Origin of the sequence: Ruminococcus sp. (assembly GCF_017549005.1) — a bacterium.
GTDB lineage: Bacteria > Bacillota > Clostridia > Oscillospirales > Ruminococcaceae > Ruminococcus.
In genome coordinates this window covers 1-12258 of record NZ_JAFYYT010000003.1, presented here as the reverse complement: position 1 = coordinate 12258, position 12258 = coordinate 1, and the positions used below count along the sequence as shown (strand labels likewise).

Annotated in this window: 11 protein-coding genes; 8 read left to right on the top strand and 3 right to left on the bottom strand. The window is 42.6% G+C overall.

Annotation, left to right across the window (positions count from 1 at the left end):
• The first annotated feature begins 310 nt into the window (after window positions 1-310).
• Window positions 311-490 (top strand): hypothetical protein, encoded by a 180-nt coding sequence (locus IKW96_RS01440; RefSeq protein WP_296569513.1) that lies wholly within the window; start codon window positions 311-313, stop codon window positions 488-490.
• Between the two features lie 425 nt (window positions 491-915).
• Here IKW96_RS01440 and IKW96_RS01435 read toward each other — a convergent pair whose 3' ends face one another.
• Window positions 916-2445 (bottom strand): HAMP domain-containing sensor histidine kinase, encoded by a 1530-nt coding sequence (locus IKW96_RS01435; protein WP_296569511.1) that lies wholly within the window; start codon window positions 2443-2445, stop codon window positions 916-918.
• Between the two features lie 178 nt (window positions 2446-2623).
• Here IKW96_RS01435 and IKW96_RS01430 point away from each other — a divergent pair, with 178 nt between their 5' ends.
• The gene (locus IKW96_RS01430) at window positions 2624-3595 is read left to right on the top strand and encodes a hypothetical protein (RefSeq protein ID WP_296569509.1); all 972 of its coding nucleotides are present in this window, start codon (window positions 2624-2626) and stop codon (window positions 3593-3595) included.
• Between the two features lie 188 nt (window positions 3596-3783).
• Here the strand turns inward: IKW96_RS01430 and IKW96_RS01425 are convergent, their stop codons facing one another.
• Complete coding sequence (locus IKW96_RS01425) at window positions 3784-3966, bottom strand: hypothetical protein (RefSeq protein ID WP_296569507.1); 183 nt, start codon at window positions 3964-3966, stop codon at window positions 3784-3786.
• Window positions 3967-4056: 90 nt separating this feature from the next.
• On the opposite strand from IKW96_RS01425, the gene IKW96_RS01420 reads away from it, so the two are divergent.
• From IKW96_RS01420 to IKW96_RS01410, 3 genes are all read left to right on the top strand, one after another.
• Window positions 4057-4743 carry a response regulator transcription factor gene (locus IKW96_RS01420; protein ID WP_296569505.1) on the top strand — a complete coding sequence of 229 codons (687 nt, stop codon included), beginning with the start codon at window positions 4057-4059 and terminating at the stop codon, window positions 4741-4743.
• Between the two features lie 119 nt (window positions 4744-4862).
• Entirely contained in the window at window positions 4863-5669 is an 807-nt protein-coding gene (locus IKW96_RS01415) for an SH3 domain-containing protein (protein WP_296569503.1), read from the top strand.
• A gap of 164 nt (window positions 5670-5833) precedes the next feature.
• Complete coding sequence (locus IKW96_RS01410; protein ID WP_296569501.1) at window positions 5834-7435, top strand: LPXTG cell wall anchor domain-containing protein; 1602 nt, start codon at window positions 5834-5836, stop codon at window positions 7433-7435.
• A gap of 118 nt (window positions 7436-7553) precedes the next feature.
• On the opposite strand, the gene IKW96_RS01405 is transcribed toward IKW96_RS01410, so the two are convergent.
• Entirely contained in the window at window positions 7554-8825 is a 1272-nt protein-coding gene (locus IKW96_RS01405) for a diaminopimelate decarboxylase (protein WP_296569499.1), read from the bottom strand.
• A gap of 324 nt (window positions 8826-9149) precedes the next feature.
• Between IKW96_RS01405 and IKW96_RS01400 the strand changes: the two genes are divergently transcribed.
• The 3 genes from IKW96_RS01400 to IKW96_RS01390 all read left to right on the top strand — a co-directional run.
• Complete coding sequence (locus IKW96_RS01400) at window positions 9150-10445, top strand: FUSC family protein (protein WP_296569496.1); 1296 nt, start codon at window positions 9150-9152, stop codon at window positions 10443-10445.
• A gap of 23 nt (window positions 10446-10468) precedes the next feature.
• The gene (locus tag IKW96_RS01395; protein ID WP_296569494.1) at window positions 10469-11443 is read left to right on the top strand and encodes a guanosine polyphosphate pyrophosphohydrolase; all 975 of its coding nucleotides are present in this window, start codon (window positions 10469-10471) and stop codon (window positions 11441-11443) included.
• A gap of 275 nt (window positions 11444-11718) precedes the next feature.
• On the top strand, window positions 11719-12258 hold a 540-nt coding region (locus IKW96_RS01390), incomplete at its 3' end, for an ammonium transporter (RefSeq protein ID WP_367112937.1).

Below are 12258 nucleotides of genomic sequence, written 5' to 3'. Positions count from 1 at the left end.
CCTTTTACCAAGAACACTGCGGCTTACTATAAAAAATATTTACAAAAGTAAGCTGCTTATTATATACCTTTCACTAATTAGACGTATGAAAAAGCCGAAACTCTCACACATTCCCGAAAATTATTTTTGCGTTGTGCACTTTCAACTATATGTTGACAAATCTGTTGAATTGTGATATAATAAATATATAGAAATCGAGGCTTCTGTCTTAAAAGAGGTGATACAAATGTTTATTGCATGATAAAGTCTGATATTAATGTATAAACTCCACGAACATGGCAAATCCAAGCCTAAAAAAGGAGGATCAACTATGCGTGCAGCTGTTTTTGACTATAATGACAATGATTTTATAACGCCGTTCAACAATAAAGTTGGCGTTGACTCCAAAGGCAACTTAATGCGCCGATTAGATGATTATGTTGCCATGGATATGAACTCGGGCAAGTTTCACTATACATCTCCCTGGCCGGAAGATGATAATAATAAATAGTATGAAAAAGCAGTCGTTATCGGCTGCTTTTTTAATCCATATTCAGAATACGGCGTTAAACCGTTCATCATATATATCGCCCCAGTCTGCCCCAAGATATTCCTCAGCCATTGATTCTATATACAATGACTGCATGGTCAAAATCATCAAAGTCTTTATACTCTTTGATCTCACCTTCAAATGCAGAAAAAACTTTACCGTCAGATCGCGAAATATAAGCCGTTTCACCGCCACCAATCATCGAAGCGATTATAACAATATCATTATAAATTTCAATTGTACCTTTACAGGAAACGAAAACTCAATAAATCCATCTAAAATATCAGATTCGGATAAAAGCAAAAGCCAGCTTTTGCCCTTGACGCTGATATACGGCTCGAACGTGAAACAGTCCACTGACGATAGCAGCCTTTGCGGGAATATTCTTATTTTACAGGCAACGTAAACATAAACGTCGTACCCTTACCGACTTCACTTTCTGCCCATATCTTTCCGCCGTGGGACTCGATTATGAATTTGCATATGAACAATCCCAATCCTGTTCCTGTTTCGGAGTGCTTACCCTTGTAATAGCGCTCCCAGATATGAGGCATATCCTCTTCAGTGATACCGCTTCCCGTATCTTTTACGGTGACTTTGACGAAGCTCTCTTCTTTCTCTGCCTTAACGAGTATTGTGCCGTTTTTTGTATGTTTCAGAGCATTAGAGATGAGATTGACGAATACTCTCTGCAATCTTGAACTGTCGGCTTCGACCTTCGGCAATTCGAGCGGTATACGGAGCGCAAGGCGGTTGTTGTTCTTGTTTAGGACAGCAAAATAGGTTTCAACAGTCTCGCGCACAAGGCTTTCAATATCGCAGGGAGCAAGTTCAAGAACCATGCGTCCTTCCTCAATTCGTGTAGCATCGAGAATCTGCGTCACCATGAGAGCCATACGATTGGATTCGGAACTGATACGCTTGAGTTTTTCCTGTATAAGAGCTGTATCGCCGCCGTTTATCAGCTCCATTTCCGCATTCTGGGCATAACCTGACATTGCTGCAAGAGGCGTTTTCAATTCGTGAGAAGCGTCAGAGAGGAAAGCGGTCTTCATTTCGTTTACCTTTACGAGCATATCATGCTCAGAAACGACAGGATCCGCAAGCTTTTTGGAAAGAATAAAGGAAATGATGATAAACAGCAGAAAAACTCCGCCTAAAAAAGCGAGCATTATATAAACGTATTTCCTGAACATGGTATTTAATCTTCTGTTGAGCGCGACCGTCTCGATTTTGGCAACTTCATTCACAGGTTCTACGAGCCAGTTATTGGCGTTATTTACTATTATACCGTAACACAGGTCATATTCCGAGTAGTTTATGAGGTTGTCCCATGCGATTATCTGACCTTTTCCTGCTTTTAAGTAATTTCCGCCCGGAGTTTTGCGATGATTATAGACAAAATCTCTGAAAGTCGGATAATATCCGTAGTATTTCGGCGATTCTTTCACTATCTGATCAAGGGTCTCAAACAATTCTTCTGCAAGCTGATCGCAGCTTTCATCATATTGTAAATTTATGCCCTGTATACTGTCCTTTGTAAGTATAAAGAATATTCCGCTTGAATGACACGAATCACTTAAATACGGCTGCGCACTTGGCGCCACATATGTGATAAGTTCTTCCTGATCGCTGAAATGCTGATCATACGCACTAATTTCAGTACCTATATTTCTGCCGAATAAAGACATTGTCCCCTGTGCTGCTGCGAGATTCATCTGATAATACGCTTCAGAAACAATATTTACCGTTTTATCGGCAAGCTCTGTGGAGTGCTTATCAACGCTTTTCAATGCCTGATGATACATAACATTGAAAATAACGGTGCATATGCCGATAACAGCCAGAAGACTGGTAGTAAACGCGATAAGAAGCCGCCTTTTAAGCAAACGGCTTTTAGAACTGTTATTTTTCATATTTATTTGCTCCTTAAAGGGATTTACAACTTTTGTTACGAACATTATATCATATTTTCAGGCCAAAGTATATAGGATTACAAATCTGTAATTATACAACATTCCTTGCCGCAATGTTGTATAATAGCATTATAGACATGACAAACGACCCTGAAAAAAACATTAAAGGAGGATTATTATGAAAAAGATAGTTTACGGTCTTGCAATACTTACAATGCTGTCTGCAACAGTTTCATGCGGACGTACATCATCAGAAAACGGCGGAGTATCATCAAAGATCACAGCTTCCATAACAGCAGTGTCAACAACGGCTGCTTCGACAGTAAGTCAAACAGCTTCAAACACTGCAAATGCAAAGGATAACACCCAAAAAACCAAAACCAAAGCAAATGAAAACGCTTCAACAGCAGAATCACTTGCAAGCAGCGGTGCTTCACCTATAAACAAGTCTGATTATATGCTTATAGTTGGTACGTGGTATGAAGAAAACGCCCTTGATCCGCGTACTCTTACCATAGATGCTGACGGCTCATACGAGCTTGCATACCGCGGTGGCGGAAAAGAATACGGCAAAACTGAAATCGAGATACAGGACCTTGACGGTACACATTCTGACACATGGTACTGTTTCTTCAAGGCTGACGGCAGCAAATGGGAGGATCTCAGACTGAGCTGGTCAGATGATATGCCGCCGAGGCTCTGCTCGGGCTTTGATCCATCTGCTCTATCCTTCGTCATGTCAGGAGACTATTCTCCTGCAGAAGAAAACACCCTTCCTGTAACAATTGAAGATCCATTTGAGGAGTATATCGGGCAGTGGGCGAGTGAAACGCAATGGAACGGCAATAATTATTACATTCAGATCAGCAGGAATCGCGAATCCATTAACGCAGAAGTTTCCGCACACAGTGCGGTTGCGGACTATATATGGAATTACAGCTGCGTATGCAGTGAAGACGGCACATATATCGAATGCACCGACGGAGGAACGCTGAACAGAACAGATCATGCACCGAACGGTGATATTCAGGAGCCCGTGACGGTTTACAGTGACGGCACAGCAAGATTCGATATCAAGGGCGGTACGCTCTTTTGGGAAGACTGCAAGGAAGGTACTGCGCGTCAGGTCGGTTTCAGCAAGATCGGATAATACATATATGGCTGCTCATTAATTAACTGCCATTTTAAATTATATCAGGCACAGCCTGTACGGAAACGTACAGGCTGTTTTTTATTATGTAATAACTATTAATTCAGAAACATTGATTTAACAATAACTTTTTGATACAGTTGTTGCTATTTTGGCTTATGTATGGTATAATGTAAAATATACTTATTTTATTGGCAAAGTAAATATAAACGCAGTACCCTTACCGGCTTCGCTCTCTGCATTGACTTCAGCAGATCAATAGGATCGCAAAGTGCAAGGCGATTATTGTTTTTGCCCGGAACTGCGGAATAAGCCTCAACGGTCTCGCGTACAGGGCTTTCAGTATCGCAGGGAGCAAGTTCAAGAATCATGCGCCTTTCCCATCGATATGTGCTGCGTCACCATATTATTTTTACTTATAAGCGGACTGGATTACAGAACTGTAATCAGGGGGATTTTTTATGTCACACATATTATTAGTAGAAGACGATTCCGATATCATGCGAATCAACCGTTCATTTCTTGAAAATGAAGGATATACCGTTCATTGTGCGGATTCGGTGCAGACTGCCGCATTCAAACTGGAGGAATGTGTTCCCGACCTTGTACTCCTTGACGTTATGCTTCCCGACGGAGACGGAATGGATTTCTGCAAGATACTCAGGCAGAAAACAAATGCTCCCGTTATATTCCTTACAGCCCGCGATGAAAATGATGACGTGATAATGGGCTTCCGCAGCGGAGGCGACGACTACATAACCAAGCCCTATGACCTTAATGTATTAAAAGCACGTATAGAGGCTCAGCTCCGCCGCAATGTCAGACAAGCGCCACAGCACCCTAAGATAGAACTGCCATATCTTACAGTAGACCTTTTTGCGGGTTCTGCCGTTCTTGACGGCACAGAGTGCTCACTGCCCCAGCGTGAGCTTCAGATACTGTATATGCTTGCCTCACGGTTGGGAGAGCGTATCAGCTACCGTGATATATACACAAACATCTACGGCTGCGATGTTGAGGACAGCAAAAACACAATAAGAGTCAATATTTCCAGGCTGAAAAAGCATCTGAATATGGACGATATGAGCACATATGAAATAGCTTCCACCTCTGATGGTGAGTATGTTCTCAGACGAGTTATATTCTGAAAAATATTCTCCGATTACAAATTTGTAATTATACAACATGATCTCTGTCAATATGCTATAATGGCATTGTCAACAGAGATCGTGTGCTTCTCTGAATTAAAAACAAAGGAGCGTTTATTATGAAAAAAACAGCTATATGTCTTGCAATACTTACAATGATGTCATCAATGGTATCATGCGGAAAAACAGAAACAGACGGAACTTCCGGAAATGTTACGACAGTTGCAACAACATCATCTGCTGCAGCTACAGCGGCAGGAAATGAAAAAACAGAATCAGAAACAGCTGCTTCGGCTGAAGACAAAACACAGGAAAAAGCTTCGGATAATGCTCAGGCTCCTAAAGAAGCACAGAGTGAAGCTCTTGTTTTAGATGATCGTTACCGTTTATTCGGCGGTTACGTTGCTACCGATTCAGGCGACCTGAACCTGAGAGCAGAACCGTTCCCGACAGCAGATATTTTAGCTTCTATACCCAAGGATACCCAGATAGATGTTTATTCATGCGGCAAGGCTGGCTGGTACTGCACAAGCTATAATGGAAAAACAGGTTATATAAGCGCAGATTATGTCAGGGAGATCCCCACAGACGCTATGCAGGCTTTTATTACTGATATCAGCGAGCTTGTTGGTCAGTGGAAATACCAAATAGCTCCGGAAGGTATGAATATCACAGCAGGAGCAACAGACAATGGCGTAATCGATATAAAGTCAGACGGTACATACGTCTATACCGACCTTGACGGCAAATCCCATTCGGGTACGGTAAAGGTAGATTATGATACATTCGGCGAAGATTACAGTATTCCGTTCTTCGCTTTCTATGAGGGCGATGAGTTCTTTATCGGCTGTTACTGCCATGATACTCATTCTGACGTATATATGACAGGCAACGGCGGTATGTCACAGATAACACGAATCAAATAACTGCTGCACTCTTTCAGGAACGGTTTTGACCGTTCCTTTTTTTATTAAGTCCGATTACAATTTTGTAATTCTCAGCACAGAGAGAAATATATATGCTATCATATAATCGCAGAAAGGCATTCAACTGAATTAAAACTGACAATTTTAATACGGAGGTAATAATTATGAAAAAAATAATTTCCTGTATCGCTTCACTGGCATTATTAGCGTCATTTCCAGCAGCTGCAGCATTTGCAGCCGACATTGAGCCAGCATCAGAACCGCTCTCAGCTTTATCAGCTGATGATAAAACAGATATAAGCAATATCGTTGGTCATTGGAAATATCAGGTAGCCGAAGAAGGAAAGAATGTTTTAACAAGTTTAACCGACAGCGGCTTTATTGACGTAAAAGATGACGGAACATTCATATACACAGATATCGATGGCAACACTCAGAACGGTATAGTAAAATTAGAGTTCGACACATTCGGCGGCACCGACCGTGTACCATATTTCTCTTTCTATGGCGATAACGGATTCTATACAGGCTGCTACTGCCACCAGAATGACAGCGATGTCTATATCACAGGCAACGGCGGTATGTCTCAGCTTGTACGCGTCACACAGAGCAATGATAACACAGAAAAAAATGCTCTTCCCGAAAGCTCAGATGAAAAAACTGCTGATAAAAAAGAAATAGCCGCTTCAAGAATGAAAGACTTCAATACCATTATGGCTGTTATGAACGCAAGCCCGATGTATACGGTGGTTGACGCTGTTATAGACAATTATGTACTTGTAACAGACGCCCGATTTACTTCAATTGCCGATTTCAAGAGTTTTATCGCTGATACTATTACAGGTGAACTCAGAGACAGATTTATCAATGAATGTGATTACTGCTTCACTGAATATAACGGCTCGCTCTATGTAAGAACAGTTGGCCGTTCATTCTTCAGTTTTGAAACGGAGTACGGAATTGCTGTTCTTGATCCTGCTATGGACGGATTTTCAGCAATAACGATAGGCGGAAATCAGCTTTTCGGCAACGGCAAAGCAGAGTTCAGAATTGATGACGGCAAATGGAAGATAAGCAGCTATGAATACGGCGAATGGCGCGACATCATGGCAGTTGAAAACTACGATTTTTCAAGTGTTGCAGGTATCTGGTATGAGGATACCGAAGGAAGCTGTAATGTTCTCAATATCAGAACAGACGGCAGATTTACATATTCCTATTCCGGCGGTAACGATTTCGGTACTTTGCAGGCTGTGTACTGGCTGAATGAGAATGAAGAAAAAATAATAGGTCTTGAGCTTGTCAAAAACAGAGAAATGTCTTTCCATGCAGGCTTTAAAGCTCCCGAAGAAAGTCCTTGCAATGACATTTATTTAGCTCAGGAAGGCAGCCCGACACATTTTATTCGCCGTGAAGAACCCGGCAGGTACACTGTTGAACAGCTCTCTGACATGGCTGCAAAGGATTATGAGGGAAAGACAGGTATCAGACCTGCAAATACGCTGCCAATGATAAATGCAGATGATTCAGTAACTGTAGCTCTTTACGACGAAAACAAAAAACCTTTCGACGCATACATTCTTGACCCTGACACTGGAACAGGCGAGCTCCACTCAGACAAGAGCGCAGTCAGTCTCCCGCAGACAGGCAACAATTCAATGGTAATGGCAGGAACTATTGCCGCAGCAATGGCACTTACTGTTGCAGGTGCGTTCGTTTTGACAAAATCAGGAATGCTTCGCAAAAAAGAAGATAAAGATCAATAACTGATACTTCTGCGTTAAAACTTACCATGATGTGCTTTTGATTCAATTCGCAGCTGATTGTTCATACAAGAAAAACAGCCTTCCGTGCATTGGATAAGCACCGAAGGCTGTTTTATTATTACGGTTTAAGATACTTATCAAGGATATTGCAAAAGTCGAATGTTGCAAAATAGTCGGCAGGCGTTTCAGCACGGCGTATCATTTTTACACTGCCGTCTTCGCAGAGAAGAAGCTCGGCGGAGCGAAGCTTGCCATTGTAATTGTATCCCATTGAGAAACCGTGAGCTCCTGTATCGTGGATATATATCAGATCACCGATATCGACAGGCGGAAGCATACGGTCAATCGCAAACTTATCATTATTCTCGCACAGTCCTCCTGTTACGTCGCACTTATAAGTGCATGGTTCGTCCTCTTTTCCGAGTACGGTGATATGGTGGTATGCTCCGTACATTGCGGGGCGCATCAGATTTGCAGCGCAGGCGTCGCAGCCGACATATTCTTTATAGATGTGTTTTTTATGCAGTACCCGGGTTACAAGCGCTCCATAAGGCGCAAGCATAAATCTTCCCATTTCTGTAAATATAGCAACGTCACCAAGTTCTGCAGGGACGAGTATTTCCTCAAAGACCCTGCGGACTCCTTCTCCGATGGCAATAATGTCATTCGGCGTCTGTTCGGGTCTGTATGCTACTCCTACGCCGCCTGAGAGATTGATGAACTTTATATCCGCGCCTGTTTCCTTTTTCAGATCAGCAGCAAGTTGGAACATCTGCTTTGCAAGCGTCGGATAGTAGTCATTTGTTACGGTATTGGAAGCAAGAAATGCATGGATTCCGAAATGCTTTGCACCTTTCTGCATAAGAAGTCTGAAGCCTTCAAACATCTGCTCGCGGGTAAAACCGTATTTTGCGTCCTGAGGCTTGTCCATGACAAAAGTTGAAATGGTAAAGTTACCGCCTGCATTGAAACGGCAGCATATAGTCTCGGGAATACCTGTCAGCTTTTCAAGATAATCAATGTGAGTGATATCATCAATATTTATATATGCTCCGAGCTTGTATGCAAGTTCATAATCTGCCGCAGGCGTAACATTTGACGAAAACATAATGTCACTGCCTGAGAAACCACAGGCGTCTGACAGTTCAAGCTCGGTGAGGGAGGAACAGTCAACGCCGCAGCCTTCTTCCTGCAATATTTTGAGAATAAACGGGTTCGGAGTCGCCTTTACAGCAAAATATTCCTTGAATCCTTTATTCCATGCAAAAGCCTTTTTTACAAGTCGTGCATTCTCTCTGATACCTTTTTCGTCATAGATATGGAAAGGTGTCGGAAAATTCTGAGCTATCTCCTCTGCCTGTTCCTTTGTTATAAAAGGTGTTTTTTTCATAGTTTTTTCTCCTGTTTAATATACGATATCGGTTTGATATTACGGGCTGTTTAAGCAATATAACGACAGAAACGCCCATCATATCGGCCTAAAAAAGACAAAAAGGAGCTGAAAAACAGCTCCTTTGCTTAACATAATAATTATACACTATTCAGGACTTTTTGTCAAGCAGTATTATTTTCTTGACAAATCTGACTGTTCGTGTTATAATGCAGATAAAGAGCAAAGGCGCTTCTCGTTTTGAGGAGCGCCTTTTTGTATATATACGGTTTAAGCAATGGAGCTTCACTTTTGTGGAGCTCCTTATATTCTGGAGTGAAAACATTGAAACTTGAATTTCCGCCCATAGGGGCAAGGATAATGAAATCTGCAATTGCAGTCGGCTTATGTATGCTTGTATATTTCGCGAGGACGCTTCTGCCCATAGGCAACGGCATACCGTTTTACGGTGTGTTAGCAGCTTTGTGGTGCATACAGCCGTATAATGACACCACAAAAAACAACGCAGTTCAGCGTTCTATGGGAACGCTTATCGGCGCGGTATACGGACTTCTGTTCCTGCTGCTGTTTCGTCTGATAGATGTTACCGTTCCGATGATAGTTTATATTTCAGCAAGTGCAGTGATAATACCTGTGATATATACAACTGTGGTGCTGAACAAGCGCAACGCTTCGTTTTTCTCCTGCGTGGTATTTCTCAGTATCGCGCTGACGCATTCATTCGACAGTAACCCGTATTTCTTCGTTCTGAACAGAGTTACTGACACCTTTATCGGAATAATCATCGGTGTAGCGGTCAACGATTTCCGTCTGCCGATAAAACATGATACCGATAATCTTTACGTCAGCGGCATTGACGACGTGCTTGTTTCCGCAGGACATTCCGCCGCATACAGCAAGGTTGAGCTGAACAGGCTTATCCGCAGCGGTGTCAAATTCACCATATCCACTGTCCGCACTCCTGCTGTGCTCATGGACATAATGAAAGGTGTGGAGCTGCAACTGCCTGTTATCGTTATGGACGGAGCGGCGCTTTATGATGTGAAGGAAAAGCGGTATCTTGAAACGGTCTTTCTTCCGTCCGACGTATCGTCAGAGGCGGAGAAGATCATCGCTGACTGCGGTCTGCACTGCTTTGTGAACGCAATGCTCGATTCAACGCTGCTGATATATTACGGCGAGTTCAGAAACGCCGCCGAACAGGAGCTTTTTGAGTCCTGCCGTCGTTCTGCATACAGAAATTACGTCAGCTCGGAATACCGCAGAAAAGATGATAAGGAACGTGTGCTGTATCTGACGGTTCTTGCCGACAAATTCAGCATTTTCATGCTCGAAGGGAAGCTGCGGAAACAGCTTGGAGAGCGTATAAGAATAAGCATTTCCGAGTCCGGATCTGAAGGCTTCATGTATCTGAAAGTATTCTCTCCGCTGGCTACAAAACAGAATATGATGGAAAAACTCAAAGAGTATGCAAAGGCGGAAGATGTCATAACTTTCGGCAGTATCAAGGGACAATATGACGTTTATATCAATGACGGCGGCGGAAACGGAACTGTAAAAAGGCTTAAAAAGATATGCCGCATAAACGGACTGGATCTCAAAGAAATCAATATGGAATAATATCAGTCAGGAGAAATAATAAGATGATAGCTTTGAACGATTACTTATTCTCGGGAAATACGGTGCTGAAAATACTGCACCAGTATTCCAACGACCTGCGAAACAGCGCAAAATCGACGCATAACAGCATTGACCTTGCACACTCGAATTTCCTTATCCAGATAATTGAGCTCCTTGAACATAACGACTTCCTTACATCACAGTCCCAGCGGATAAAGGAGTTTTACAAATACCCGTTTTTAGCTTTCACTTTCAAAGGACGTATCAAATCTCTGATACGTTCCGAGGAAAAATTCAACGGGTACATTCTCGAATTTATCTATAAATATTACAAGGCAAACGGTAAGTTTCCGTCAGAAGCCGAAATAAAAAGCAAGCTGATATGTTTCCGCGATCTTATCGCATACCGCATAGTCATATCAATGCCTGCCTGTCATATAAAAAACGGCGAATCAAGAAGTGAAGTTGAGCAGAAATACCTCTATGAGATAGCCGATGTCCTTCCTGAATTTCTTGAAGAAAGAGGCTTTACAGCGGAGCTTTCGGGCTTTGCCGAGGAGAGATATTCCGACCGCCTGAAAGAAGAAGTCAGACCCTATTACCGCGACTATGTTTCAACTCCGCGCAGTACTGGCTACAAGTCTCTGCACATAACCTTCTATGACAATCTTGCGCGGTGCTATACGGAAGTGCAGCTCCGCACAAAGGAAATGGACGACTTCGCTGAAATAGGCGACGCCAATCATTTCGGCTATGAAAGATTGCAGAACGCAAGGCGTACAAAACGTGATGAGATACCTATGGGCGAGTGCATTTATTTTGATGAAGCCTATGAACGCCTTACAAAATTGCAGGAGCTTGAGCTTGCGGATTTAGATGTGAATATGTTCAGCGCCATAAATAATCAGCTCATAAATGATGGCTGCGGACTGTTCCGAGGCAGACAAATTTTGCCTTTTGAGCATTTGTCTCGTTTTCAGAATGATCTTATTGATTAGAAATGGAACTGTATACAAGCCAGTTCTTTTTGTGTTTAAACCGCAAAAATATATGTAATTCTAACAAAGTTGCAAAAAGGGGATTGACAAATCATTTCCGAGGGACTATAATGGCATTGTAAACAGCAAGGGAGCTGCGGACCACAAGTCTGCAGTTCTCTTTTTTTGGTTTATAGCGCTAATTCCATACACAAAGGGGTGTATGATGTACTGAGCTATCAGTATGTCATATGCCCCTTAAATTTTATGCTGTAACTTTTCAAGGAGGTATTTCTATGGACTCTCAGACAATATTACAACAGGCCATGGACGGGACAAATGGTATAGTCTTTGGCGTATGGTTCCTTATAGGCGCTGCACTCGTATTCTTTATGCAGGCAGGCTTCGCAATGGTGGAAACAGGCTTCACCCGTGCAAAGAATGCAGGCAATATCATCATGAAGAACTTAATGGACTTCTGTATCGGTACAGTAGTTTTCATTCTCATAGGCTTCGGTCTTCTCTTCGGTGAAGACTTAGTCGGTATAATCGGACAGCCCGGATTTGACATCTTCACTTCCTACGGCTCATTCGACTGGTCAAACTTCGTATTCAACCTTGTATTCTGTGCTACAACAGCTACTATCGTTTCAGGTGCAATGGCTGAAAGAACAAAGTTCTTATCCTACTGTGTATACTCGGCTATCATCAGTGCAGTCGTTTATCCTATCGAGGCTCACTGGGGCTGGGGCGGCGGCTGGCTCAGCCAGTGGGGATTCCACGATTTCGCAGGTTCAGCACATATCCACATGGTCGGCGGTATCGCAGCTCTCGTA

What these genes read in the sequence shown, in the direction of transcription:
- IKW96_RS01440 (WP_296569513.1), top strand. Translation starts at nt 311, where the DNA reads ATGCGTGCAGCTGTTTTTGACTATAATGACAATGATTTTATAACGCCG.
- IKW96_RS01435 (WP_296569511.1), bottom strand. Translation starts at nt 2,445, where the DNA reads ATGAAAAATAACAGTTCTAAAAGCCGTTTGCTTAAAAGGCGGCTTCTT.
- IKW96_RS01430 (WP_296569509.1), top strand. Translation starts at nt 2,624, where the DNA reads ATGAAAAAGATAGTTTACGGTCTTGCAATACTTACAATGCTGTCTGCA.
- IKW96_RS01425 (WP_296569507.1), bottom strand. Translation starts at nt 3,966, where the DNA reads ATGATTCTTGAACTTGCTCCCTGCGATACTGAAAGCCCTGTACGCGAG.
- IKW96_RS01420 (WP_296569505.1), top strand. Translation starts at nt 4,057, where the DNA reads ATGTCACACATATTATTAGTAGAAGACGATTCCGATATCATGCGAATC.
- IKW96_RS01415 (WP_296569503.1), top strand. Translation starts at nt 4,863, where the DNA reads ATGAAAAAAACAGCTATATGTCTTGCAATACTTACAATGATGTCATCA.
- IKW96_RS01410 (WP_296569501.1), top strand. Translation starts at nt 5,834, where the DNA reads ATGAAAAAAATAATTTCCTGTATCGCTTCACTGGCATTATTAGCGTCA.
- IKW96_RS01405 (WP_296569499.1), bottom strand. Translation starts at nt 8,825, where the DNA reads ATGAAAAAAACACCTTTTATAACAAAGGAACAGGCAGAGGAGATAGCT.
- IKW96_RS01395 (WP_296569494.1), top strand. Translation starts at nt 10,469, where the DNA reads ATGATAGCTTTGAACGATTACTTATTCTCGGGAAATACGGTGCTGAAA.